We start from the raw sequence: 22758 nt of genomic DNA on the forward strand, positions 1-22758 counted from the left end.
ATTGCCTCAGATGCATTTGAAGTAGTCGAAGGGTTCCAGGCAGGCGTTGCACTGGTACGCCGCCTTGCAGGGGGTCGATCCGAACTGGCTGACCAGCCGCGTGTCCGGCGATCCGCAGCGCGGGCAGGGGATGGTCAGCGGCTCGCCGGTCAGCCGGCGGACGCGGCCGGCGACCACGCCCTCGGCGGCGGTGCCCTCGATCGGGGGGGCGATGCCGTAGGCGCGCAGCTTCTCCTTCGCCTCCTCGGCGATCCAGTCGGTGGACCAGGGGGGCGAGAGCTGGCGCTTCAACTCGATCCGCTCGATGCCCTTCTCGCGCAGCTTCTGCTCGATCTCGAAATTGATGACGCTGGTCGCCGGGCAGCCCGAATACGTCGGCGTCACGGTGACCACCAGCGTGTCGCCCCGCCAGTCGACATCGCGCACGATCCCCAGTTCGGTGATCGAGATCACCGGGATCTCGGGGTCGGGCACCTCGGACAGCCAGTGCCAGACGGTGTCGGTGTCCGGCTGCACGGCAGTCACCACGTGGCGCCGGGATAGGCGCGCTGCAGCCATTGCATCGAGGTCAGCAGATGGCCCAGATCCTCGGTATGCCGGCCCTGCTTGCCGCCCTTGTGGGCGAAATCGCTGTCGGGGCGGTTGAGGGTGGCTTCGGCTAATATCTCGGCCACGGTCTCGTCCCAGGCGGGGCGGATGCCGGCGGGGTCGGGCATCAGCCCCTCATGCGCCAGCCGCACATCGACCTCGTCGGCCAGGAACATCTCGCCCGCATAGGGCCAGAGCCGCTCAAGCGCGTCCTTCATCTTGGCGTGGCTTTCCTCGGTCCCGTCGCCCAGCCGGATCACCAGATCGGCCGAGCGCTCCAGATGATAGGCGACCTCCTTGCCGGCCTTCAGCGCGATTTCCCCGATGCGGTCGTCGCTCGATCCCTCCAGCGCCTTCAGCATCGGCTGGTGCCAGGCGTCGAACAGGAACTGGCGCATCAGCGTATGGCCGAAATCGCGGTTCGGGCGTTCGACCAGCAGCAGGTTGCGGAAATGCCAGGCGTCGCGCAGGAAGGCGAGGTCATCGGCGCTGCGGCCGTGCCCCTCGACCGTACCCGCCAAGCCCAGCCACAGCTGCGTCTGGCCGATCATGTCCAGCGCGACATTGGCCAGCGCGATGTCCTCCTCCAGCACCGGCGCGTGGCCGCACCATTCGCTGACCCGGTGGCCCAGGATCAGCGTGTTGTCGCCCATCCGCGTGAGCCCGGTGAAGAGGTCGTGTTCCGGCGAGCCGGCCGGCAGCGTCACCCGCCGGCCCTTGCCGGCGGCCTTCGCCAGCGCCTCGGCGTCGGGGGTCATGATGTCAGGCAGCGACGGCATCACATATGCCCCACTTCATCGGGAATGTCGTAGAAGGTCGGGTGGCGGTAGACTTTCGAATTCGACGGCTCGAACATCGGGCCCTTGTCGGACGGACTCGACGCCGTGATGTCGGCGGACCGCACCACCCAGATCGAGACGCCCTCGTTGCGGCGGGTATAGACGTCGCGGGCGTTGTTCATCGCCATCTCGGCATCGGGCGCGTGCAGCGACCCGACATGGCGGTGGTTCAGCCCGTGCTGGCCGCGGATGAAGACCTCCCAAAGGGGCCATTCGCTGGACATGTCTCTGCCTCCCTCACTCGGTCGCGATGCGCTTGGCGGCGCGTTTCTCGGCATGCGCGACCATCGCGTCGCGCACCCAGGCGCCGTCTTCCCAGGCCTTCTGCCGCGCCTCGATCCGGTCGCGGTTGCAGGGGCCGTTGCCCTGCAGCACGTCGTAGAATTCCGACCAGTCGGGTTCCGAAAAATCGTGGCCGCCCTTCTCCTCGTTCCACTTCAGCTCGGGGTCGGGGACGGTCAGGCCCAGATATTCGGCCTGCGGCACGGTCTGGTCGACGAACTTCTGGCGCAACTCGTCATTGGTGTTGATCTTGATCTTCCAGGCCATCGACTGCGCCGAATGCACGCTGTCCTTGTCCGACGGGCCGAACATCATCAGCGAGGGATACCAGAAGCGGTTGAGCGCATCCTGCGCCATTTCCTTTTGCTCGGGCGTGCCCTTGGCCATCTTCATCATGATGTCGTAGCCCTGCCGCTGGTGGAACGACTCCTCCTTGCAGATGCGGATCATGGCGCGCGAATAGGGGCCGAAGCTGGTGCGCTGCAGCGGCACCTGATTCATGATCGCCGCGCCATCGACCAGCCAGCCCACGGCGCCGATATCGGCCCAGGTCAGCGTCGGGTAGTTGAAGATCGACGAATACTTCATCCGCCCCGAGAGCAACATCTCGGTCATCTCGTCGCGGCTGATTCCCAGCGTTTCCGCCGCGCAGTAGAGGTAAAGGCCATGCCCCGCCTCGTCCTGCACCTTGGCCAGCAGGATCGCCTTGCGCTCCAGCGTCGGCGCGCGGGTGATCCAGTTGCCCTCGGGCAACTGGCCCACTATTTCGGAATGCGCGTGCTGGCCGATCTGGCGGATCAGAGTCTTGCGGTACCCCTCGGGCATCCATTCCTTGGGCTCGATCTTCTCGTTTGCGTCGACCCGCGCCTGGAACGCCTCCAGCAGCGCCGGGTCGTCGTTGGTGGCTTCGGATTTCACCATCTGTGCGTACATGGTCGTTCCCTTCCGTCAGATCCGTTCGATGATCAGCGCGATGCCCTGACCCACGCCCACGCACATCGTGCAAAGCGCGTAGCGCCCGCCGGTCCGCTGCAACTGCCACATCGCCGTGCCGACCAGCCGCGCGCCCGACATGCCCAGCGGATGGCCCAGCGCGATGGCGCCGCCGTTGGGGTTCACGCGCGCGTCGTCGTCGGCCACGCCCAGTTGCCGCAGCACCGCCAGTCCCTGCGCGGCGAAGGCTTCGTTCAATTCTATCACATCCATCTGCCGGGTGGAGAGTTTCGTGCGCGCCATCAGCTTCTGCACCGCCGGCACCGGGCCCACGCCCATCACCCGCGGCGCGACGCCCGCCGCCGCCATGCCGACGATGCGCGCCCGCGGCGTCAGGCCCTGCGCCTGCGCCGCCGCCTCGGACGCCACGATCAGCGCCGCCGCCCCGTCATTGACGCCCGAGGCATTGCCCGCCGTCACGCTCAACTCCGGCCCATTGACGCCGCGCAGCTTGGCCAGCGCCTCGGCCGTGGCCTCGGGGCGGGGGTGCTCGTCGGTGTCGACCACCTTCGGGTCGCCCTTGCGCTGCGGGATCGTCACCGGCGCGATCTCGTCGGCAAAGCGCCCGGCGGCCTGGGCGTCGGCCCAGCGTTGCTGGCTGCGCAGCGCAAACGCGTCCTGATCCGCGCGGCTGACGCCGTAGTCGGCGGCGACATTGTCGGCGGTCTGCGGCATCGAATCGGTGCCGTGCTCGGCCTTCATCTTCGGGTTGACGAAGCGCCAGCCGATGGTCGTGTCATGAACCGCGTTGGCGCGCGAAAACGCGGCTTCGGCCTTGGGCATCACGAAGGGCGCGCGCGACATGCTCTCGACCCCGCCCGCGATCATCAGGTCGCAATCGCCCGCCCGGATCGCCCGCGCCGCCATGCCGACCGCGTCCATGCCCGACCCGCAAAGCCGGTTGATCGTGGTCCCGGGGACCGAGATCGGCAGTCCGGCCAGAAGCGCCGCCATGCGCGCGACGTTGCGGTTGTCCTCGCCCGCCTGGTTGGCGCAGCCGTAGATCAGGTCGTCGACCGCCTCCCAGTCCACGCCCGCGTTCCGCGCCATCAGCGCGCGCAGGGGGGCGGCGGCCAGATCGTCGGCGCGCACGGACGACAGCGCGCCACCGTAGCGGCCGATTGGCGTGCGCACCGCGTCGCAGAGATAGGCATCAGTCATCAGGCTCCCCCCATTGGCTGACCGTTCGGTCACGGTATAGGCATCGATATGTCACAAATCAACGAAAATTTCCTGAATTTGTGTGACATGTTAATCATTCGTGCAGATCCTCCGCCGCAAGGCCCTGATCGGGCGCGGATTCGCGTGACCCGGCGTCGCCCTCCAGCGCCGCCAGTCGCGCCGACGTGATCGCGGTCGTAGCCGCCAACGGGCCGGCGGCGGCCTCGAATTGCGCGGCGACATGCGAATCGGCGGCGGGCGACAGCGCCAGATACAGCCGCGCGAACAGCCGCCGTGCCGCGTGGCCGGACCAGTCGGCGGGCAGCGCCTCGGGCGGCAGGCGCGGATCGCGCAGCAGCACCTGCCGATAGGCATGGACCAGCGCCAGCCGCGCGGTCAGCGCAGGCGCGCCGGTCAGCCGCGGCGCCCCCGCCTGCAGCGGTGCAAAGCGGGCGCGAAACGCATCATAGGCGCGGGCGTGATGGCCCAGGTCGTAGGCCCCGGCGGCGAACCCGGCCAGCAGCGGCAGCGCCCCCGCAGGCCGCGCGGCAAAGGCCAGCACGCCGGCCGGCAACGCCGCCCGCGCCGGGCCAAAGGCCAGATGCGCGCGCAGCCGAGCGTGTCCGCTGCGCTCCAGCTCCGGCATCAGCGCCTCCGCCTCGGCCTCGGGCAGCACGACGAAGCGCCAGCCGCAGGGGTCCTCGGGGCCGTAGATGGCGCGCGCGGCGGCGGCGAACTCGGCCTCGGCGGCGGGCGCCAGCCGGTAGAACCCGCGCCGCCCGATCCGCCGGCTGACCAGCTGCCCCGCCGCGACCAGCCGCGACACCGCCGTGCGCACCAGCGTCTCGCTGATGCCGACTGCGGCGCAGGCCTCGATGATGTTGCCGATCCAGACCTCGCCGCCGCGCGGGGCGACCACGTCGCCGTAAAGTGTCACGATGAACCCGCCCGCGCGCAACGGCAGGTCCCGCAGGATCGGGGCCAGCGGGTCGGGCCGTCTGCCCTGCCGGGGATGCGCGGTCATGGCGGCCTCCTGCCTCGGGTCATGGCCCTATCGTGCCACAAAACCGGGCGGTTGATACAGGGGGATTGGGGTGCAAAACGGGAACGTGCGCCCGTCAGCCCGCCGCCGGTCCCAGGTGGCGGTCCAGGATCGCCGCGACCATCTCGGCGGCCAGCGCCGGGACCTGTGCGCGCGGCGTGCGGGCGATGTCGACGAAGGCGATCAGCGCCTCGATCCCGGTCGCCGCCGACAGCTGCGCCACCAGCCGTCGCGCCTGCGCCTCGGGCAGGGGGGATGCGAAATCTTCCAGCGCGCGCTGGAAATAGGCGACGCGGCGCGCGCCGCGGCGCGGGGCCGGGCTGTTGGCGGGGCCGGCGGCGGCATGGGCGATCAGCTGGCGAAAGCTCTCCTCGTTCTCCAGCGTCAACTGCATCATGAAACCCGCGATCGCCGCCAGACGGGCGCGCAAGTCGGCGGTTCCGGCCACCACCGCCTCGTAGGGGGCGACGCGCAGGTCCAGCCCGGCCTCCACCGCCAGCGCCTGCGGGTCCGAGAAATAGCGATAGGCCGTCGCCCGCGACACCCCGACCAACCCGGCGGCAGCGGCCACGGTCACCGGTTCGCCCTGCGCCATCAGCTGCCGCGCGCCGTCCAGTATCGCCTCGCGCGTGCGCTGGCGCTGGTTGGGGCGGGGATGCGCGGTTCGGGTCTCGGCGGTCTGGGACACGGCGGTCTCGCTTTTTTGGTATTGAGACAAATGTCTCATTATGATACTCAAGTCTCACAAATCGAATCGTTCCCGTCAACCCAAATCCGGAGCTTTCCATGACTGCCCCCGTTTCCCGCACCTATGATGTGTTCGGGCTGCTTCTGAAATTCCGCGTCCTCCCCGAAGAGGTCGCGGGCAAGTTCTGCCTGGTTGAAGCCGTGGTGCCCCCCGGCCTCGGCGCGCCGATGAACGCGCATCCCGGCGAGTCCGAGTGTTTCCACGTCCTCGAAGGGCAGTTCGACTTCACCATCGACGGCGCCACCCGCCGGGCTGGTGCGGGCGAAATCGTCGTCGTCCCCGAGGGGGCGGCCCATGCCTTCGCTTGCACCGGCGCCGTGCCGGGCCGGCTGGCGATCATCAACGCGCCGGGGCGGATGCATGTCGACTTCTTCACCGGCGTCGGCCGGCCGCTGGATGACACGGTCGAGGCGCCGCAGCCGCCGGCCGGGCCCCCCGACATGGCGCGGGTGATGCAGGTGGCGCAGGCGGTCGGCATGACCCTGCTGCCCCCGAAGGTGGAGGTGGCGTGATGGCGGCTATCTCCTTCGATCCGCCCCTGCGCCGCGCGAGACCGGGGGCGTTGCCCTGGGTGGCGCGGCTCCAGTTGGGCGCGGCGCTTCTTTGGATGCTGGCGGGGCTGGCGCTGGGGCTGGCCATGGCGGCGTCGGGCGATTTCGCGCTGCGCAGCGTGCATAGCCATGTGCAACTGCTGGGCTGGGTGACGCTGTGCCTGACCGGGCTAACCTACGCGGTGCTGCCGGACGCGGCCGTCAGCATGCTGGCGCGCTGGCATGTGGCGCTGCACAATATCGGCCTGCCGGTGATGGTGACGGCGCTGGCTGCGCATCATTCCGGTCTGCCGGCGGCCGAGCCGTTCATCGCGCTGGGCTCGATCCTAGCCTTCGGCGGCCTGGTGGCTTTCGCGCTGGCCGTGCGCCGGGTGCTCTGACCCCGGGCCAAACCCGACCGGGACGGCGCGGTCGACTGCGCCGGCCCGGCCCCCCTCCCTAACCTTTGGCCACTTTCAGCGCCTCGGCGATCACCGCCTCGTCGCCGATGTGGTTGATCAGCGTCAGGATCAGCCGGGCGTTGAAGGCGTCGCTTTCGGCGCGCGTCCGGCCTTCATGCGCCTTGATCAGGCGCGCATAGATATCGTCGGGGCGGGGGGTGTTGCGGGTGGTGTTCAGCCCGCCGCCAAGGGCCCCGGCGCCATCCGGTCCCGCCGCCCCGATTTCCCCGCGGGGAAATTGGCCGCTTTGGTCCGTTTCCCCGTGGGGAGATCGCTCGCCCGGGTCCGTTTCCCCGCGGGGAAATAGCGTTTTGTTAACCATGTCGCCGCGGGGAGATCCGATGCTGATGTCGACCCGTCCGCCGAGCGCCGCGCGGTCCGCGGAAATTTCCCCGTGGGGAAGTCCGGCATCCGTTGTGTCCTCCAGCGCGCAGGCGCGGGCGAGTGCGGCGCGGGCGGCGCCCTCGTCCCAGTTGGGCCAGCGGGCGGCGACGTGCTGGTCGGGGCGGATCAGGTAGACCCCACCGGGCGCATCGCCCAGATAGCGGGCGCGCAGGGCGTCGTTGCCGTCGGTCGAAAGGTGCAGGACCGCGCAATCAAGCCCGAAGGCCGAGAACGTCTCGGGCGCATCCGCGTCGATGGCGAGGATCTGGAAGCGCGCGCCGGTCCTGTCGCCCAGCTTTTCCATCAGGAAGCCGCCATCCAGCGGCGCGTCGGGGCAGGGGCTGCCGGGGCGGGACTGCGCCGGGCCGCCTTCCAGCGCATCGGGCGTGTTCAGGGGCGAGCCGTCATAGGTGCAGGGCACCGAGAGCCGCCCGGAATTGACGAAGGGGCGGGCGAAGTCGTGCTTTTCGGCCAGATCCAGCACCGCGTCGCGGAAGATGCGGCTGACCTCGGTCTTGGGGGTGATGAAGTCGGTGGCGCGGGTCGAGTTCAGGATATTCTCGTTCGCGCCGTGGATGCGCTCGACATCATAGCTTTCGAGCAAGCGCGGCGTGGCCTTGCCGTCGAGGATCAGCTTCAGCTTCCATGCAAGGTTGTCGCTGTCCTGCAACCCGCTGTTGGCCCCGCGCGCGCCGAAGGGCGAGACCTGATGCGCGGCGTCGCCGGCGAAAATCACGCGGCCGTCGTGGAAACGCGTCATTCGCCGGCACTGGAAGGTGTAGATCGAGGACCAGACGATTTCGAACTCCACATCGTGCCCGATCATGTCGGACACACGGCGGCGGACGTTTTCTTCCTTCAGTTCCTCCTTGCGGTCGACGTCCCAGCCGATCTGGAAGTCGATGCGCCAGACGTCATCGGGCTGCTTGTGCAGAAGCTGCGAGGCGCCCGCGCCCGAGGGTGGGTCGAACCAGAACCAGCGCTCGGTCGGGAATTCGGCCTTCATGCGCACGTCGGCGATGAGGAAGCTGTCCTTGAAAACCTCGCCCTCGAACCCCAGGCCCAGCATGGTGCGGATGGGCGAGGAGGCGCCGTCGCAGGCCACGACCCAGTCGGCGGCGAGTTTGTAGGGGCCATCGGGGGTCATCACGGTCAGCATGGCGTGATCGGCGTGCTGGTCTACCGCGTCGACGCGGTTCTTGCCGCGCACTTCCAGCGGCAGGCCCTGCGCCTGCAGCGCGCCGACATGGTCGGCGAGGAACTTTTCCATGAAGGGCTGCTGGAGGTTGATGAAGGCGGGAAACTTGTGCCCGCCTTCGGGCAGCAGGTTGAATTCATAGATCAGGTCGTCGCGGTGAAAGACCTTGCCGAGGTTCCAGACCACGCCCTTGTCGACCATCGGCGCAGCGCAGCCCAGCCGGTCGAGGATTTCCAGCGGGCGCTTGGCAAAGCAGATCGCGCGCGAGCCCATGCCGATGCCTTCATGGTCGTCCAGCACCAGAACCCGCACGCCCTTGAGCGCCAGATCCAGCGCGAAGGCCATGCCGACCGGCCCGCCGCCGGCCACGACGACCGGGTGGCGCACGGGCTGGTCGCTGTCCTGATCGGCGACCCGCGCATAGGGCCAGGTCCGGTAGGCGAGCGTGTAGCGGTCCTGAACGGTCATGGCGCTTATCCCTGAAGGTCGGCCCACATCTGCTGGTCGCGCTCGGCCGTCCAGATGCGGGGTGTCGCGATCCCGCGCGCCTCGTCATAGGCGCGGGCGACGTTGAAGGGCAGGCAGTGCTCGTAGATCGCGTAGTCGGCGAATTTGGGGTCGCATTCGGCGCGCACGGCGTCCCAAGCCTCCTTCAGGCTGCCGCCGCGCCCGGCGACGCGCTTGACCGGGGCATAGGTCGAATCGACGAAATCCCAGGTGTTGGCGATGGCCTTTTCGACCATTTCCTCGCCCACCAGCGCGTCGCCCCGGCCCGGTGCGATGGAGCGGGGGTTGTAGTCGGCGATGGCGGCGAGCGTGTCGCCCCAGTCTTCGAAATGGCCGTCGCCGCAGTAGCAGGCGGAGTGGTACTCGACGATGTCGCCGGTGAACATCACCTCCTGATCCGGCACCCAGACGACGGCGTCGCCGGCGGTGTGGGCGCGGCCCAGGTGCATGATGTCGACGCGGCGGTTGCCGAGGTAGACGGTCATCCGGTCGCTGAAGGTCGTGGTGGGCCAGGTCAGGCCGGGGATTTCCTCGTGCCCCTGGAAGAGGCGCGGAAAGCGGCCGAATTCGCTGTCCCAATCCTCCTGGCCCCGCTCGACGACCATGGCGCGGGCGGCGTCGGACATGATGATTTCGCGCGCCCCATAGGCCGAGGCGCCGAGGACGCGGACGGCGTGGTAGTGGGTCAGGACCAAGTGGCTGATCGGCTTGTCGGTGACGGTGCGGATATGTTCGACCACCTTGCGGGCGAGGCGGGGGGTCGCCTGCGCCTCGATCACCATGACCGAATCGTCGCCGATGATGACGCCGGAATTGGGGTCGCCCTCGGCGGTGAAGGCGTAAAGGCCCTCGCCCACCTCGGTGAAGGAGGTCTTTTTCTCGGCCATGTCGCCTTGCGATGCGAAGCTCTTGCTCATTCTCGGTCCTCCGGGCGCAGGGCGCGCCAATAGCTGCATTTGCGAATCGGGTTTGGGCGAAGCATAATGGTTGAGAATGTAACCATCAACGGCGGCGCGCGCGCGATGTTCCTGAAAGGCTATCTGCCCTACCGGCTGAACTACCTGGCCGAGATGACGTCCGAGGCGACGCGCGCGATCTACCGGCGGCGCCACGGGCTGACCCGGCCGGAATGGCGCGTGCTGGTCAACCTGGCCGAGGCCGAGAGCCTGACGGCGACCGAGCTCTGCGCGCGGGTGCCGATGCACAAGACCAAGGTCAGCCGCGCGCTGTCGGCGCTGGAGGCGCGGGGCTGGGTGACGCGGGCCGGGGACGCGCAGGACCGCCGGGTGGCGCATGCGCGGCTGACGGCGCGGGGGCGGCAGGCGTTCGAGCGCGTGCGCCCTGAGATGGAGGCGGCGACGGCGGCGATGCTGGCGCCCTTGAGCGCCGAGGAACGCCGGCAGGTCGATGCCGGGCTGGCGGTGCTGGAGCGGCTCTTCGACGTGCCGGGGGCGGTTGGCGGGGCGGCGGATGCTGCGGGCGAAAATCAGGTCCCGCCGCAGCGCAGCGATTGACAGCGACACATTCTTTCCCGTACTTACGGGCGAACGATATTTTGTTGCCTGCCTATCGGAGGTCCCATGACCGAGACGCCCCGCGCAGCGCCCCGCGACAAGCCCTGGCTGTTCCGCACCTATGCCGGCCATTCGACGGCGGCGGCGTCGAACGCGCTTTACCGCACGAACCTGTCCAAGGGGCAGACGGGGCTGTCGGTGGCCTTCGATCTGCCGACGCAGACGGGCTATGACAGCGACCATGAACTGGCGCGCGGCGAGGTCGGCAAGGTCGGCGTGCCGGTCGGCCATCTGGGCGACATGCGGATGCTGTTCGACGCGATTCCGCTCGATCAGATGAACACCTCGATGACGATCAACGCGACGGCGCCCTGGCTGCTGGCGCTTTACGTTGCGGTGGCCGAGGAGCAGGGGGCGGATGTCGCCGCGCTGCAGGGCACCGTGCAGAACGACATCATCAAGGAGTACCTGAGCCGCGGTACCTATATCTGCCCGCCGAAGCCGTCCTTGCGCATGATTACCGATGTTGCCGCCTGGACGCGCGAGCATCTGCCGAAATGGAACCCGATGAATGTCTGTTCCTACCACCTGCAGGAGGCCGGCGCGACGCCGGAGCAGGAACTGGCCTTCGCGCTGGCGACGGCGACCGCGGTGCTGGACGACCTGAAGGGCAAGGTCGCGGCCGAGGATTTTCCGGGCATGGTCGGTCGGATCAGTTACTTCGTCAACGCGGGCATCCGGTTCGTGACGGAACTCTGCAAGATGCGCGCCTTTACCGAACTTTGGGACGAGATCTGCCGGGAGCGCTATGGCGTGGAGGACGCGAAGTTCCGGCGTTTCCGCTACGGGGTGCAGGTGAACTCGCTGGGCCTGACCGAGCAGCAGCCGGAGAACAACGTTTACCGCATCTTGATCGAGATGCTGGCGGTGACGCTGTCGAAGAACGCCCGCGCCCGCGCCGTACAACTGCCCGCCTGGAACGAGGCGCTGGGCCTGCCGCGGCCCTGGGACCAGCAATGGTCGCTTCGGATGCAGCAGGTGCTGGCCTATGAGACCGACTTGCTGGAATACGGCGATCTTTTCGACGGCAACCCGGCGATAGAGCGCAAGGTGGCGGAGCTGAAGGACGGCGCGCGCGCCGAGTTGAAGCTGATCGACGGGATGGGCGGCGCGAACGAGGCGATCGAATACATGAAGGGCCGGCTGGTCGAGGCCAATGCCGCGCGCATCGGCCGGATCGAGGCCGGCGAGACGGTGGTGGTCGGCGTCAACCGTTTCACCACGACCGAACCGTCGCCGCTGACCACGGGCGAGGGCGCGATCATGGTCGTGGATGCCGAGGCCGAGCGCGACCAGATCGAGCGGCTGCAGGCCTGGCGCGCGGCGCGCGACGAGGGCGCGGTCAAGGCCGCGCTCGCCGATCTGCGCGCCGCAGCCGAAGGCGGGGCCAACATCATGCCACCGTCGATTGCCGCGGCGAAGGCGGGCGCGACGACCGGCGAATGGGGCGCGGTGGTGCGCGCGGCCTTTGGCGAATACCGCGCGCCAACGGGCGTGTCGCGCAACCCGTCGAACCGGACCGAGGGGCTGGAGTCGATCCGTGAGGCGGTCGATGCGGTGTCCACCCGCCTGGGGCGGCGGCTGTCGTTCCTGGTCGGCAAGCCGGGGCTGGACGGGCATTCCAACGGCGCCGAGCAGATCGCCGCGCGCGCCCGCGACTGCGGCATGGAAATCCATTACGAGGGCATCCGCCTGACGCCCGCCGAGATCGTGGAAGCGGTGCGCGACCAGCGCGCGCATGTCGTCGGCCTGTCGATCCTGTCGGGCAGCCACATGCCGCTGATGGAGGACCTGATGGCCCGCCTGCGCGCCGAGGGGCTGGCCGAGGTGCCGGTGATCGTGGGCGGGATCATCCCCGAGGAGGATGCGGCCCGCCTGCGCGCGATGGGGGTCGCTTCGGTCTACACGCCCAAGGATTTCGAGCTGAACCGGATCATGATGGACATCGTCGGGCTGGTCGACGCGCGGCCGGTCGCCGCCGAATAGAAAACGATCAACGTTCGGTCGCGCCCTTGCCGGCAAGGATCCGGTCGCGGAAGCGCGCGATGCGGGCCATGCGTGTTGTGGATTTCTGCGCGCCACTCAGGTTGACCACATAGCTGCGCTGGCGGCCGGGGGTCAGGTTGTGGAAAGCGTCGCCCAAGGCGGGGTCGGCGTCGAGCGCGGCGACCAGTTCGTCGGGCAGATCGATCTCGCGCTTAGTTTTCGGGGATTTGGTGCCGGCGCGCGCATGGGCCATCGCCTCGGCCAGGTAGGCGCGCAGGACGGGTTCGCGCTGTGCGACCTCGGCCGCGTCGGTGAAGCGCAGGACCGAGCGGACCTGCGCGTTCGGGCCGGCGGGTTCGAGGATGCCTTCGGGGTCGGCGAGCAGGGCTGCGTTCATGAACGAAAGGCGGAAATCGCCGCGAAAGGCGCCAAAAACCGCGATGTTGCGGTCCGCGTGCCGGTAGCAGGGGTGGCCCCATTTCACGGTTTCGTCGAGGCCCAGGTCGCGGCAGATGCGGCGCAGCGCGGCCAGGCCCGCGGCCCATTTCCGGGTCGAGCAGTCGGCGGTGTCGAATCGCGCGCAGCGCCCGCAACCCCTGGTGAAGTAGTCCTCGAGTTCGGTGATCATGGGGGGGGCAGTCCTGGGGGCAGGGCGCGGGCCTCAGGCCTCCAGCTCGGTGTCCCAGTAAAGGAAGTCGGTCCAGCTTTCGTGCAGGTGGTTGGGCGGGAAGCGGCGGCCGATCTCGATGAGTTCCTGTGCCGAGGGGCGGCGCGGCGGGCGGCGCAGCGACAGGCCGGACTGGCGCAGCGTCTTGGCGCCCTTGGACAGGTTGCAGCCGGCGCAGGCGGCGACGACGTTCTGCCAGCTGGTGATCCCGCCGAGCGCGCGCGGGATGACATGGTCAAAGGTCAGGTCATGACGCGCGCCGCAGTACTGACAGGTGAATTCGTCCCGCAGAAAAAGATTGAAGCGCGTGAAGGCCACGCGCTTCCGGGGTTTTACATAGTCTTTCAGCACGACGACCGAGGGTATTCGGATCTCCAGCCGCTGGCTGCGTACTGTCGCGTCGTATTCGGCGACGATGTCGACGCGATCCAGCCAGGCCGCCTTGACCGCCTCCTGCCAGGGCCAGAGCGAGAGCGGGAAGTAGGACAGCGGCCGGTAATCCGCGTTCAGCACCAGCGCCGGGAAGCGCTTCAGTGCTGCGGGTTCGTGTACGAAGCCGTTCCGGAAGTCGCCATCCATCGGCCGCCGCTCCAGTCCAAACACCTGTCGAACCGGGGCCCGACGCAGTGACTATATCCTGTGCCCGTCATCTGGCAAGTCCCGTGATGTGGTCGGGACCCGCGCGCGGATGATGGCAGGTGGGCGTGACGGTTCCGCGACGGCGGGGCGCGGCGGCTGACGGCCGGGCGGCGCCCGCGGTGGCCTCAGCCTGGCAGCCTTTCGTGCAGGAAACCCAGCGCGAGCGACAGCCCGTCGGGCGCGATGCCGTGCCCCAGGCCCTTGGAGACATGGGTGTAGGTCTCAAACCCCGCGGCGGTCAGCGCATCGGCGGCCTCAGGCAGGCTGGCCACGGGCACCATCTCGTCGGCGTCGCCGTGGATCAAGAGGACCGGCGGCTTGCTGACCACGTCGCGGGCCAGCGCGGCGGGGTCCAGCAAGCGGCCCGAGAAGCCGACCACCCCGGCCAAGGGGGCGGGCCGGCGCGGCGCCACGTGCAGGCTGATCATCGTGCCCTGGCTGAAGCCGACCAGGGCCAGGGCGGCGGGTTCCAGCCCCTCGTCCGTCAGCACCTGATCGATGAAGGCGTTCACGTCCTCGGCCGCGGCCAGCATGCCGTCGCGGGCCTGTGCCTCGGACGAGCCATCGAGCCAGGGGATCGGAAACCATTGGTAGCCGAAGGGGTTGCCGGTGCAGCGTTCCGGCGCGTTGGGGGCATAGAAGGCGGTGCCGGGCAGGTGCGGCGCCAGCGGGTCGGACAGGCCCAGAAGGTCGGCACCGTCCGCGCCATAGCCGTGCAGGAAGATCACCGCCGAACGGGCCTGGCCCTTCGCCGCGCCCTTGCGGTCGGATTGCAGCTTGCGGGTCATGGCGGTCCTTTCAGGCGATGCCTTCGCGGTTCTTGGCGTGGTGGTAATAGTGCCAGAGCATGCCGGCGGCAACCGTCCGCCAGGGCGACCAGGGCTGCGCGAATTCCCGCAGGGCGCGTTCCTTTGGCCGGTCGGGAAGCTCGAAAAGCAGGCGCGCCGATTCCTGCAGCGCGAGGTCGTTGGGCGCGAAGACATCGGCGCGGCCGAGGCTGAACATGGCGTAGATCTCGGCCGTCCAGCGGCCGATGCCGGGGATCTCGACCAGCGTCGCCACGACCTGATCGTCGGGCGCGGTGCGCAGCGCGTCGAAGTCGATCCCGGCCTGGGCGAGGGCGCGGATGTAGCGGATCTTTTGCCGCGAGAGGCCGGCTGTGCGCAACGCCTCGTCGTCGGCGGCAACGATCGCGGCGGGCTCGGTCAGCCCGGCGGCGTCCAGCCGGCCCTGGATGGCGCGCGCTGCGGCGGTCGAGACCTGCTGGCTGACGATCGCGCCCATCAGCGCGGCAAAGCCATCGGCGCGCCGGCGCAGCGGCGGCGTCCCGCAGAGGTCGAGCGCCGCGGCGAAGCGCGGCTCGGCACGGGCCAGCCACGCGGCCCCCTCGCGCATGCAGTCGTCGGTGGTGAGGATACGGCCCAGGGTCATCGCCGGCAGACTGCGCCAGACGCGCGCGGGGGGCAAGGGGGTGGAACGGCGGGCCTTGCGAGGGCAGGGACGCAGAATGGCAACACCGCCCCGGCAATCCGTCAGGCGGTCCGTTTTTGGCTGGGCAATACAGGGGCTTGCTGGCATCAAGGGGAAAATAACAAGACCTAGGCTTCGGAATGGACCCCTGGACGGCACTGGACGCCCGGCAGGCGCATGCGGCAGATCGCCCGATTGCGGCGCTTTTCGACGATTCCGGGCGGGCCGCGGATTTCAGCATCAGCCTGCGCGCCGACCCGCTGGGCGAGATGTTCTTCGACTATTCCAAGACCAGCATCGACGCCGAGACGCGCGCCGTGCTCTTGGAGCTGGCGCAGGCCACGGGTGTCGAGGCGCGGCGCGACGCGATGTTCGCCGGCGCGCCGATCAACGCGACCGAGGGCCGCGCGGTCCTGCACACGGCGCTGCGGAACCTCGACGGCGCGGTGACGGTAGACGGGGTCGACGTGATGCCGCAGGTCCGCGCCACGCTGGAGCGGATGGAGGGCTTTGCCCGCGACCTGCGCGACGGGCGCATCCGCGGCGCCGGCGGGCGGATCACCGATGTGGTGAATATCGGCATCGGCGGGTCGGACCTGGGCCCGGCGATGGCGGTGCAGGCATTGGCGCCCTATTGCGACGGGCCGCGCTGCCATTTCGTCTCGAATGTCGATGGCGCGCATGTGCACGACACGCTCGATCCGCTGAACCCCGAGACGACGCTGGTGATCGTCGCGTCGAAAACCTTCACCACGACCGAGACGATGACCAATGCCCGCACGGCGCGGGACTGGATCGCGCGGGGCGGCGATCCGGCGCGGCAGTTCGTAGCGTTGTCCTCGGCCACCGACCGGACCACGGCCTTCGGCATCGACCCGGGCCGGGTGTTCTCGTTCGAGGATTGGGTCGGCGGGCGCTATTCCGTCTGGGGGCCCATCGGGCTGAGCCTGATGATCGCGATCGGCCCGGACCATTTCCGCGCCTTCCTGGCCGGGGCGGCGGCGATGGACCGGCATTTCCGCACCACGCCCCTGCAAGAGAACATGCCGGCAATGCTGGCGCTGGTCGGGATCTGGCACCACCAAGTCTGCGGCCACCCGACTCGCGCGGTCCTGCCCTACGACCAGCGGCTGGCGCGGCTGCCAGCCTATCTGCAGCAGCTGGAGATGGAGAGCAACGGCAAGCGGGTGGAAATGGACGGCGCCACGGTCGCCCACGCCACCGGCCCCGTCGTCTGGGGCGAGCCGGGCACCAACGGGCAGCATGCGTTCTTCCAGTTGCTCCACCAGGGCACGCAGGTGGTGCCCTGCGAATTCCTGCTGGCGGCGCGGGGCCACGAGCCGGCGCTGGCGCATCACCACGCACTCTTGATCGCCAATTGCCTGGCGCAGGCCGAGGCGCTGATGCGCGGCCGGACCGAGGAGGAGGCGCGCGCCCGCGCCAGCGCCGCCGGCCTGCGCGGCAAGGCCGCCGAGCGGATGGCGCGGCATCGCAGTTTTCCGGGCAATCGCCCCTCGACCCTGCTGGTCTATCCGAAGCTGACCCCGGCGGTGCTGGGCGCGATCCTGGCGCTCTATGAACACCGGGTCTTCGTCGAGGGCACGATCCTGGGGATCAATTCCTTCGACCAGTGGGGGGTGGAACTGGGCAAGGAACTGGCCGAGTCGCTGGTCCCGATGGTCGAGGGCCGCACCGAAGCCACCGGGCGCGACGGATCGACGCTGAATCTGCTGGCGACGCTGAACCGGCTTTCCCGCTGACCGGCGGGCCGCTGCGGCGTGATCCCTTCGGCGCGACGCGTTCCCGGAGGTTCTCCCGCCCCTCGTCAGGCTGTGCGCGTTCCGCGCACGAACCTTCCTCGCGTTGGGCCGGGCGCCGCGCGCTTCGCGCGCGGCGAAAAGAGGGCTTGGCCGCACGGCCATCGCATTGCGCTTCATCAGTCCTCAAATATCCCGGGGGAGTCCCCGCTTTGGCGGGGACGGGGGCAGCGCCCCCACACGCTGCCCGCTTTCTGGGTGACGGGGCGGTTGACGGCGGGATTGTTGGCGGGGTGTCTTCCGTGCCATCCTTGCCCTTCAGAAACGGAGGATTCGCATGCAGATCTCTCGCAACGGGAGCCGCCCGGCGAAGCGCGGGCCGGCCGAATGGTTCACCGGGACCGTCCGCCTCGACCCGCTGATCGAGGCCGAGGCGCCGGCGCGCCCCGCCGGGTTGCACGTCACCTTCGAGCCCGGGGCGCGAACGAACTGGCACACGCATCGCCTGGGCCAGACGCTGATCATCACCGCCGGCCTGGGGCGCGTGCAGCGCGAGGGCGGGCCGGTCGAGACCGTCGCGCCGGGCGATGTGGTATGGTTCGAACCCGGCGAACGGCACTGGCATGGCGCCGCGCCGGAGGTCGCGATGAGCCATATCGCGCTTCAGGTCGCTCAGGACGGATCGACGACAGACTGGGCCGAGCCGGTCAGCGACGCGCAGTACGACGGCACGGGCTGACGGGCGGCGGGCGTCAGTCGCCGGGGGTGATCTGGACGTCGCGCACCGAGAGGCTGCGTTTCGCGCCGAGCGCCCAGAGCAGGTCGCCGCGCAGCGTCGGGGCGGAATCGATCACCACGTTCAGCAACTGCCGTCCCGGCGCGACATCGACCTGCGACGCGCCGACGCGAATCCCCTGGGCCTGCGCGGGCAGGGTCACGGTCAGCGGTTCGGCCGAGGTGATGGTGCCCAGCGACACCTCCACATTGCCGGGCAGGATGGCCAGCACCTCGAGGCGCAGGTCGGTCGGCAGGCTGCCGCGGAGCACCGGCTGGATGGTGACCACGCCCAGCCCGCGGAACATCTGCGGGTTGGCCGGGCTGCGGGTCTGCGCGCGCGCAGCGCCCGGCATCAGGTCGACGCTGCGCGTGGCCAGCGCGCCGATGGCGTTGGCCGTGCGTGATTCGGTGGCGGGGGGTGCGGCTTGCAACGCGGCGGCCGGCGGGACGCTGGCGGGCGCGCTGGCCTCGGGTGCCGGGACGTGTTCGGAAACGGCGGCGCGCGCGGCGTGGGACGCAGCGTTCGGCCCGTTCGCGGTGGTGGCCCCGTCGAGCGCGCTGGAAACGATCGCCGGGGCGGCGATGCCGGCGATGATCGCCGCGCGCGGGCTTTCGGTGCCGAAGCCGATGGCGACGATGGCGCCCAGAACGGCAAAGAGCCCCATGCCGACCATCAGCCCCGGCGAGGGCATCGCGGCCAGGGGATTGGCAAGGTAGAAGGCGCCGAGATTGGCGACGGTCGGGCAGGTGCCGCCCAGGGCGCCACAGATGACGGTCCGAATGTTCATGTCCCGACTCCTGACACGGGATGACGCTTGCGCGGGAACCGGCTGCGCCAATGCGGGTTGGTCCGGCGATCCGCCCAGCCGCGAGAGGTCCGCGCCGCGTCGTTCAGTCCAAAACGAAAAACGAGCAAATTAACTTAGGTTAACATACCACACTCCGCGCGGCGGCTCAACTTTTCCGTGCAGCGTCAAGGCCCTTTGCCCGCGGACTGGCGCCCGGGACCGCGTTCGGCGGGTCGCGGGTTCAGCAGGCGGCGATCATCTCGGACTGGCGCACGATCACCTCGGCCTGTTTGATCGAGGCGATGTCGACCAAGCGCCCTTTGTAGACCGTCGCGCCCTCGCCCCGCGCCTTGGCTTCTTCCATCGCGGCGAGGATTTCGCGCGCCTCGGCCACGGCGGCGTCGGAGGGGGTGAAGACCTCGTTCGCCAGCGCCACCTGCTTGGGGTGGATCGCCCATTTGCCGACCATGCCGAGCGTCGCCGAGCGGCGGGCCTGGGCGCGGAACCCCTCGTCATCCGAAAAGTCGCCGAAGGGGCCGTCGACGGGCAGGACGCCGTGCGTGCGGCAGGCCGCGACGATCGCCGCCTGTGCCCAGTGCCAGGGGTCGGACCAGTGGCGCGCGCCGTCGTGCAGCATGTAGTAGTTTTCCTGCGTGCCGCCGATGCCGGTGGTCTGCATCCCCATCGAGGCGGCGAAATCGGCCGCGCCCAGCGACATCGCCTGCAGGCGGGGGCTGGCGGCGGCGATCTCCTCGACATGGGTAATGCCGGCGGCGGATTCGATGATCACCTCGAAAGCTATGGGGTTTTCGCGGCCCTTCGCGCGCTCGACCGCCGTGACCAGCGCATCCACTGCGTAGAGGTCGGCGGCGCAGCCGACCTTGGGGATCATGATCTGGCCCAGCCGCTCGTCGGCCTGTTCCAGGAGGTCGACCACGTCACGGTACCAGTAGGGCGTGTCGAGGCCGTTGATCCGCACGCTGAGCGTCTTGCTGCCCCAGTCGATGTCGCGCGTGGCGGCGATGACATTGGCCCGCGCGTTGTCCTTGTCGCCGGGCGCGACCGAATCCTCGAGATCGAGGTTGATCACGTCGGCTTCGGACGCGGCCATCTTGGCAAAGATCGCCGGGCGCGATCCGGGGCCGAAAAGCTGGCAGCGGTTGGGGCGGGCGGTCGGCGCGGGCTGGATGCGGAAGGACATGGGCAGGGCTTTCGGTCAGGAAGTTGCGCGGCGGATTGCGGAAGGGTTAGGAAGTTGCGCGGGTTTTCGCAACCCCGTTTCTGCACCTGCGAAAGCCCGGCTTGCCCCGGGGATGCCGGCGCAATACGTCTTGAACTTGAAGGGCGCGCGCCGCAGAACACGGGCGGGATTGCCGCCTGCGCGCAAGGAGACTGCCATGATCGAGACCCCGTACCTGCTGTTTCTGGGCGATGCGCCGGACCCGCTGGCGGCCAAGGTCGCGCAAGGGATCAAGGACTGGCGCCCGGAATTCGCGGTCGGCCAGTTGCGGTTGGAGGGTTGCCGCGCCGACATGGGCATCCCCGACATGACGCTGGCCGAGGCGAAGGCGGCCGGCGTGAAGACCGTGGTGATCGGGGTCGCCAACCGCGGCGGCGTGATCAGCCAGAAGTGGAAGAAGGTGCTGGTCGAGGCGCTGGAGGAGGGGTTCGACCTGGCCTCGGGGCTGCACAACCTTCTGCGTGACGAGGAGGACCTGGCCGCGGTCGCCCGCGCCACCGGGCGCAAGCTGCACGATGTGCGGGTGCCGGCAGTGAAGTATCCGATCGCCAACGGCGTGCGGCGGACGGGCAAGCGCTGCCTGGCCATCGGCACGGATTGTTCGGTCGGCAAGATGTACACCGCGCTCTGCATGGAGCGCGAGATGCGCGAGCGGGGCATGAAGGCGAGCTTTCGCGCCACCGGGCAGACCGGCATCCTGATCACCGGCGGTGGCGTGCCGCTGGATGCGGTGATCGCGGATTTCATGGCCGGGTCTATCGAGTGGCTGACGCCGGACAACGAAGACGACCACTGGGACCTGATCGAAGGGCAGGGGAGCCTGTTCCACGTCAGTTATTCCGGCGTCACGTTGGCGCTGATCCATGGCGGCCAGCCCGACGCGCTGATCCTGTGCCACGAGCCCACGCGCGCGCACATGCGCGGCCTGCCGGACTACAAGCTGCCGACGCTGGAGGCGGTGCGCGACATGGGGCTGGAACTGGCGCGGGTGTCGAACCCCGGCTGCCAGGTGGTGGGCGTGGCGGTGAATACGCAAGGGTTGGACGAGGACGCCGCGCGCGCCTACCTCGCCGAGGTCGAGGCGCGGCTGGACCTTCCGGCGACCGATCCCTATCGGTTCGGCGCGGGCAAGCTGGTCGACGCGTTGGAAGCGATCTGAACCGGGCAGGGGGGCGCTGCCCCCCTCGGCCTGCGGCCTCACCCCCCGGGATATTTGGGGACAGATGAAGGAACTGCGATGATTTCCGTTCGGGCCGATAGCTTCCGGCTGGCCGAGGTCTTCACCATCGCGCGCGGCTCGCGCACCGAGGCGCGGGTGCTGACGGTCGAGGTGGCGCGCGGGGGCGTGACCGGGCGCGGCGAATGCGTGCCCTACGCGCGCTATGGCGAGACGGTGGAGAGCGTTGCGGCGCAGATCGAGGCGCTGCCGGCGGATATCGACCGGGCGGCGCTGCAGGCGGCGCTGCCGGCGGGGGCGGCGCGCAACGCGGTCGATTGCGCGCTGTGGGATCTGGAGGCGAAGGCGGCGGGGCGGCGGGTATGGGAACTGGCCGGGCTGGCGGCGCCGGGGCCGATGGTGACGGCCTTCACGCTGTCGCTGGACACACCCGAGAAGATGCGGGCGGCGGCGGCGCGGCAGGCGCATCGTCCGCTTCTGAAGATCAAGCTGGGCACGCCCGACGACATGCCCCGCCTGGAAGCGGTGCGCGCGGGCGCGCCGGAGGCCAAGATCATCGTCGATGCCAACGAGGGGTGGTCGGCCGAGGTCTATGCCGATCTGGCGCCGCACCTGCTGCGTCTGGGCGTGGCGATGGTCGAACAGCCTTTGCCGGCCGGTGACGACGCGATGCTGGCCGAGATCGCGCGGCCGCTGCCGGTCTGCGCCGACGAATCCTGCCACGACCGCGCCAGCCTGCCCGGGCTGAAGGGCAAGTATGACATGGTCAACATCAAGCTGGACAAGACCGGCGGGTTGACCGAGGCGCTGGCCTTGCGCGACGCGGCGCGGGCGGAGGGCTACGGGCTGATGGTCGGCTGCATGGTCGGGACCTCGCTGGCGATGGCGCCGGCGGTGCTGGTCGCGCAGGGGGCGGAGGTGGTCGATCTGGACGGCCCGCTGCTGCTGGCCGAGGACCGCGACCCGGCGCTGCACTATGACGCGGCGGGCGTGCATCCGCCCGAACCGGCGCTTTGGGGATGAAGGAGAGACGATGACCCGCACCGTATACGTGAATGGCGCCTATCTGCCCGAGGGGGAGGCGAAGGTGTCGGTCTTCGACCGGGCGTTCCTGATGGCCGACGGGGTCTACGAGGTGACCTCGGTCCTGGGCGGCAAGCTGATCGACTTTCCCGGCCATCTGGCGCGGCTGGCGCGGTCGTTGGCGGCGCTTGAGATCGCCAACCCGCATGACGACGACGCCTGGCTGGCAATCCACCGCGAGATGGTGGCGAAAAACGACCTGGAGGACGGGATGATTTACCTGCAGGTCAGCCGCGGCAATCCGGGCGACCGGGATTTTGCCTGGCCGGGGGCGGAGGTGGCGCCGACGGTGGTGCTGTTCACCCAGTCGAAGCCGGGGCTGGCGGACAGTCCGCAAGCGGGGACCGGCATCAAGGTCATCTCGATCCCCGACATCCGCTGGGGGCGGCGCGACATCAAGACGGTGCAGCTGCTTTATCCGTCGATGGGCAAGATGATGGCCAAGAAGGCCGGCGCTGACGATGCCTGGATGGTCGAGGACGGGAAGGTCACCGAGGGGACGTCGAACAACGCGTATATCGTGAAGGGCGGCAAGATCGTCACGCGGCAGCTTTCGACCAACATTCTGCACGGGATCACCCGCGCCGCCGTGCTGCGGTTCGCCCGCGAGGCGCAGATGGAGGTCGAGGAGCGGGCCTTTACCGTCGAGGAGGCGAAGGCGGCGGACGAAGCGTTCATCACCTCGGCCTCGGCCTTCGTGATGCCGGTGGTCGAGATCGACGGCGTGGCGCTGGGCGGCGGCAAGCCCGGCCCGGTGGCGACCCGGCTGCGCGAGATCTATCTGGACGAGAGCCGCAGATCGGCGATCTGATCGGGGCGCGGCGGGTCCGAATTCGGGCTGAATCGTTCCGATGCCGGACCTGCGCG

At 69.3% G+C, this 22758-nt stretch carries 24 protein-coding genes and 1 pseudogene; 9 read left to right on the top strand and 16 right to left on the bottom strand.

The annotated features are described in order from the left end of the window. Positions 1-6: 6 nt before the first annotated feature. The 7 genes from paaD to IM708_RS06350 form a co-directional block, all read right to left on the bottom strand. Positions 7-525: a 1,2-phenylacetyl-CoA epoxidase subunit PaaD gene (gene paaD, locus IM708_RS06320; protein ID WP_348524948.1), complete on the bottom strand. Its 519-nt coding sequence runs from the start codon at positions 523-525 to the stop codon at positions 7-9. Then, entirely contained in the window at positions 522-1367 is an 846-nt protein-coding gene (gene paaC / locus IM708_RS06325) for a 1,2-phenylacetyl-CoA epoxidase subunit PaaC (protein WP_209425494.1), read from the bottom strand. The genes paaD and paaC overlap by 4 nt, the downstream gene beginning before the upstream one ends. Beyond that, positions 1367-1651, bottom strand: a complete 285-nt coding sequence (gene paaB / locus IM708_RS06330) for a 1,2-phenylacetyl-CoA epoxidase subunit PaaB (protein ID WP_209425495.1) — start codon at positions 1649-1651, stop codon at positions 1367-1369. Before paaB ends, paaC begins: the two co-directional genes overlap by 1 nt. A 13-nt stretch (positions 1652-1664) precedes the next feature. Then, a complete protein-coding gene (paaA, locus tag IM708_RS06335; protein ID WP_209425496.1) occupies positions 1665-2642 on the bottom strand; it encodes a 1,2-phenylacetyl-CoA epoxidase subunit PaaA in 978 nt (325 codons plus the stop codon). 15 nt (positions 2643-2657) lie between these two features. Next, positions 2658-3863 carry a 3-oxoadipyl-CoA thiolase gene (gene pcaF, locus IM708_RS06340; RefSeq protein ID WP_209425497.1) on the bottom strand — a complete coding sequence of 402 codons (1206 nt, stop codon included), beginning with the start codon at positions 3861-3863 and terminating at the stop codon, positions 2658-2660. Between the two features lie 94 nt (positions 3864-3957). Beyond that, complete coding sequence (locus tag IM708_RS06345) at positions 3958-4887, bottom strand: PaaX family transcriptional regulator C-terminal domain-containing protein (protein WP_209425498.1); 930 nt, start codon at positions 4885-4887, stop codon at positions 3958-3960. A 94-nt stretch (positions 4888-4981) separates the two neighbouring features. After that, a complete protein-coding gene (locus IM708_RS06350; RefSeq protein ID WP_209425499.1) occupies positions 4982-5593 on the bottom strand; it encodes a TetR/AcrR family transcriptional regulator in 612 nt (203 codons plus the stop codon). Between the two features lie 98 nt (positions 5594-5691). Between IM708_RS06350 and IM708_RS06355 the strand changes: the two genes are divergently transcribed. Next, positions 5692-6165, top strand: coding sequence for a cupin domain-containing protein (locus tag IM708_RS06355; protein ID WP_209425500.1), 474 nt, complete (start codon positions 5692-5694; stop codon positions 6163-6165). Next, complete coding sequence (locus IM708_RS06360) at positions 6165-6584, top strand: hypothetical protein (RefSeq protein WP_209425501.1); 420 nt, start codon at positions 6165-6167, stop codon at positions 6582-6584. The genes IM708_RS06355 and IM708_RS06360 overlap by 1 nt, the downstream gene beginning before the upstream one ends. A gap of 58 nt (positions 6585-6642) precedes the next feature. Here IM708_RS06360 and IM708_RS21225 read toward each other — a convergent pair whose 3' ends face one another. From IM708_RS21225 to IM708_RS06370, 3 genes and pseudogenes are all read right to left on the bottom strand, one after another. Beyond that, positions 6643-6966, bottom strand: a complete 324-nt coding sequence (locus IM708_RS21225) for a DUF2783 domain-containing protein (protein ID WP_245243048.1) — start codon at positions 6964-6966, stop codon at positions 6643-6645. 99 nt (positions 6967-7065) lie between these two features. Further along, positions 7066-8694, bottom strand: a pseudogene (locus IM708_RS06365) (FAD-dependent oxidoreductase); the annotation flags it as partial. Positions 8695-8699: 5 nt separating this feature from the next. After that, positions 8700-9650, bottom strand: coding sequence for an MBL fold metallo-hydrolase (locus tag IM708_RS06370; RefSeq protein ID WP_209425503.1), 951 nt, complete (start codon positions 9648-9650; stop codon positions 8700-8702). Between the two features lie 66 nt (positions 9651-9716). On the opposite strand from IM708_RS06370, the gene IM708_RS06375 reads away from it, so the two are divergent. Together IM708_RS06375 and IM708_RS06380 are read left to right on the top strand one after the other, a co-directional pair. Continuing rightward, positions 9717-10247, top strand: coding sequence for a MarR family transcriptional regulator (locus IM708_RS06375; RefSeq protein ID WP_209425504.1), 531 nt, complete (start codon positions 9717-9719; stop codon positions 10245-10247). 66 nt (positions 10248-10313) lie between these two features. Further along, positions 10314-12293, top strand: coding sequence for a protein meaA (locus IM708_RS06380; protein WP_209425505.1), 1980 nt, complete (start codon positions 10314-10316; stop codon positions 12291-12293). Positions 12294-12300: 7 nt separating this feature from the next. Here the strand turns inward: IM708_RS06380 and IM708_RS06385 are convergent, their stop codons facing one another. The 4 genes from IM708_RS06385 to IM708_RS06400 all read right to left on the bottom strand — a co-directional run bounded on the left by IM708_RS06385 (position 12301) and on the right by IM708_RS06400 (position 15030). Next, on the bottom strand, positions 12301-12921 hold the full coding sequence (locus IM708_RS06385; RefSeq protein ID WP_209425506.1) for a YdeI/OmpD-associated family protein: 621 nt from the start codon (positions 12919-12921) through the stop codon (positions 12301-12303). Between the two features lie 33 nt (positions 12922-12954). Further along, entirely contained in the window at positions 12955-13539 is a 585-nt protein-coding gene (locus IM708_RS06390) for an HNH endonuclease (RefSeq protein WP_209425507.1), read from the bottom strand. Positions 13540-13724: 185 nt separating this feature from the next. Continuing rightward, positions 13725-14387, bottom strand: a complete 663-nt coding sequence (locus tag IM708_RS06395) for an alpha/beta fold hydrolase (RefSeq protein WP_209425508.1) — start codon at positions 14385-14387, stop codon at positions 13725-13727. A 10-nt stretch (positions 14388-14397) separates the two neighbouring features. Continuing rightward, complete coding sequence (locus tag IM708_RS06400; protein WP_209425509.1) at positions 14398-15030, bottom strand: DNA-3-methyladenine glycosylase 2 family protein; 633 nt, start codon at positions 15028-15030, stop codon at positions 14398-14400. A gap of 179 nt (positions 15031-15209) precedes the next feature. Here IM708_RS06400 and pgi point away from each other — a divergent pair, with 179 nt between their 5' ends. Next, positions 15210-16829 carry a glucose-6-phosphate isomerase gene (gene pgi / locus IM708_RS06405; protein ID WP_209425510.1) on the top strand — a complete coding sequence of 540 codons (1620 nt, stop codon included), beginning with the start codon at positions 15210-15212 and terminating at the stop codon, positions 16827-16829. A 334-nt stretch (positions 16830-17163) separates the two neighbouring features. Further along, entirely contained in the window at positions 17164-17565 is a 402-nt protein-coding gene (locus tag IM708_RS06410) for a cupin domain-containing protein (protein WP_209425511.1), read from the top strand. 13 nt (positions 17566-17578) lie between these two features. On the opposite strand, the gene IM708_RS06415 is transcribed toward IM708_RS06410, so the two are convergent. Together IM708_RS06415 and IM708_RS06420 are read right to left on the bottom strand one after the other, a co-directional pair. Next, positions 17579-18391 (bottom strand): hypothetical protein, encoded by an 813-nt coding sequence (locus IM708_RS06415; RefSeq protein WP_209425512.1) that lies wholly within the window; start codon positions 18389-18391, stop codon positions 17579-17581. Between the two features lie 241 nt (positions 18392-18632). Next, complete coding sequence (locus IM708_RS06420) at positions 18633-19592, bottom strand: L-malyl-CoA/beta-methylmalyl-CoA lyase (protein ID WP_209425513.1); 960 nt, start codon at positions 19590-19592, stop codon at positions 18633-18635. Positions 19593-19788: 196 nt separating this feature from the next. Here IM708_RS06420 and dgcN point away from each other — a divergent pair, with 196 nt between their 5' ends. The 3 genes from dgcN (at position 19789) to IM708_RS06435 (ending at position 22702) form a co-directional block, all read left to right on the top strand. Next, positions 19789-20790, top strand: coding sequence for an N-acetyltransferase DgcN (dgcN, locus tag IM708_RS06425; RefSeq protein WP_209425514.1), 1002 nt, complete (start codon positions 19789-19791; stop codon positions 20788-20790). A 78-nt stretch (positions 20791-20868) separates the two neighbouring features. After that, on the top strand, positions 20869-21831 hold the full coding sequence (gene dgcA, locus IM708_RS06430; RefSeq protein WP_209425515.1) for an N-acetyl-D-Glu racemase DgcA: 963 nt from the start codon (positions 20869-20871) through the stop codon (positions 21829-21831). A gap of 10 nt (positions 21832-21841) precedes the next feature. Next, positions 21842-22702 (top strand): D-amino-acid transaminase, encoded by an 861-nt coding sequence (locus tag IM708_RS06435; RefSeq protein WP_209425516.1) that lies wholly within the window; start codon positions 21842-21844, stop codon positions 22700-22702. The last annotated feature ends 56 nt before the right edge of the window (positions 22703-22758 follow it).

The sequence above is a fragment of the Pararhodobacter sp. SW119 genome (assembly GCF_017811755.1).
Lineage (GTDB): Bacteria > Pseudomonadota > Alphaproteobacteria > Rhodobacterales > Rhodobacteraceae > Pararhodobacter.

Coding starts and splice junctions, on each gene's coding strand:
- paaC (WP_209425494.1), bottom strand. CDS start 1,367: ATGCCGTCGCTGCCTGACATCATGACCCCCGACGCCGAGGCGCTGGCG.
- paaB (WP_209425495.1), bottom strand. CDS start 1,651: ATGTCCAGCGAATGGCCCCTTTGGGAGGTCTTCATCCGCGGCCAGCAC.
- paaA (WP_209425496.1), bottom strand. CDS start 2,642: ATGTACGCACAGATGGTGAAATCCGAAGCCACCAACGACGACCCGGCG.
- pcaF (WP_209425497.1), bottom strand. CDS start 3,863: ATGACTGATGCCTATCTCTGCGACGCGGTGCGCACGCCAATCGGCCGC.
- IM708_RS06345 (WP_209425498.1), bottom strand. CDS start 4,887: ATGACCGCGCATCCCCGGCAGGGCAGACGGCCCGACCCGCTGGCCCCG.
- IM708_RS06355 (WP_209425500.1), top strand. CDS start 5,692: ATGACTGCCCCCGTTTCCCGCACCTATGATGTGTTCGGGCTGCTTCTG.
- IM708_RS06360 (WP_209425501.1), top strand. CDS start 6,165: ATGGCGGCTATCTCCTTCGATCCGCCCCTGCGCCGCGCGAGACCGGGG.
- IM708_RS21225 (WP_245243048.1), bottom strand. CDS start 6,966: ATGGTTAACAAAACGCTATTTCCCCGCGGGGAAACGGACCCGGGCGAG.
- IM708_RS06370 (WP_209425503.1), bottom strand. CDS start 9,650: ATGAGCAAGAGCTTCGCATCGCAAGGCGACATGGCCGAGAAAAAGACC.
- IM708_RS06375 (WP_209425504.1), top strand. CDS start 9,717: ATGGTTGAGAATGTAACCATCAACGGCGGCGCGCGCGCGATGTTCCTG.
- IM708_RS06380 (WP_209425505.1), top strand. CDS start 10,314: ATGACCGAGACGCCCCGCGCAGCGCCCCGCGACAAGCCCTGGCTGTTC.
- IM708_RS06385 (WP_209425506.1), bottom strand. CDS start 12,921: ATGATCACCGAACTCGAGGACTACTTCACCAGGGGTTGCGGGCGCTGC.
- IM708_RS06390 (WP_209425507.1), bottom strand. CDS start 13,539: ATGGATGGCGACTTCCGGAACGGCTTCGTACACGAACCCGCAGCACTG.
- IM708_RS06395 (WP_209425508.1), bottom strand. CDS start 14,387: ATGACCCGCAAGCTGCAATCCGACCGCAAGGGCGCGGCGAAGGGCCAG.
- IM708_RS06400 (WP_209425509.1), bottom strand. CDS start 15,030: ATGACCCTGGGCCGTATCCTCACCACCGACGACTGCATGCGCGAGGGG.
- pgi (WP_209425510.1), top strand. CDS start 15,210: ATGGACCCCTGGACGGCACTGGACGCCCGGCAGGCGCATGCGGCAGAT.
- IM708_RS06410 (WP_209425511.1), top strand. CDS start 17,164: ATGCAGATCTCTCGCAACGGGAGCCGCCCGGCGAAGCGCGGGCCGGCC.
- IM708_RS06415 (WP_209425512.1), bottom strand. CDS start 18,391: ATGAACATTCGGACCGTCATCTGTGGCGCCCTGGGCGGCACCTGCCCG.
- IM708_RS06420 (WP_209425513.1), bottom strand. CDS start 19,592: ATGTCCTTCCGCATCCAGCCCGCGCCGACCGCCCGCCCCAACCGCTGC.
- dgcN (WP_209425514.1), top strand. CDS start 19,789: ATGATCGAGACCCCGTACCTGCTGTTTCTGGGCGATGCGCCGGACCCG.
- dgcA (WP_209425515.1), top strand. CDS start 20,869: ATGATTTCCGTTCGGGCCGATAGCTTCCGGCTGGCCGAGGTCTTCACC.
- IM708_RS06435 (WP_209425516.1), top strand. CDS start 21,842: ATGACCCGCACCGTATACGTGAATGGCGCCTATCTGCCCGAGGGGGAG.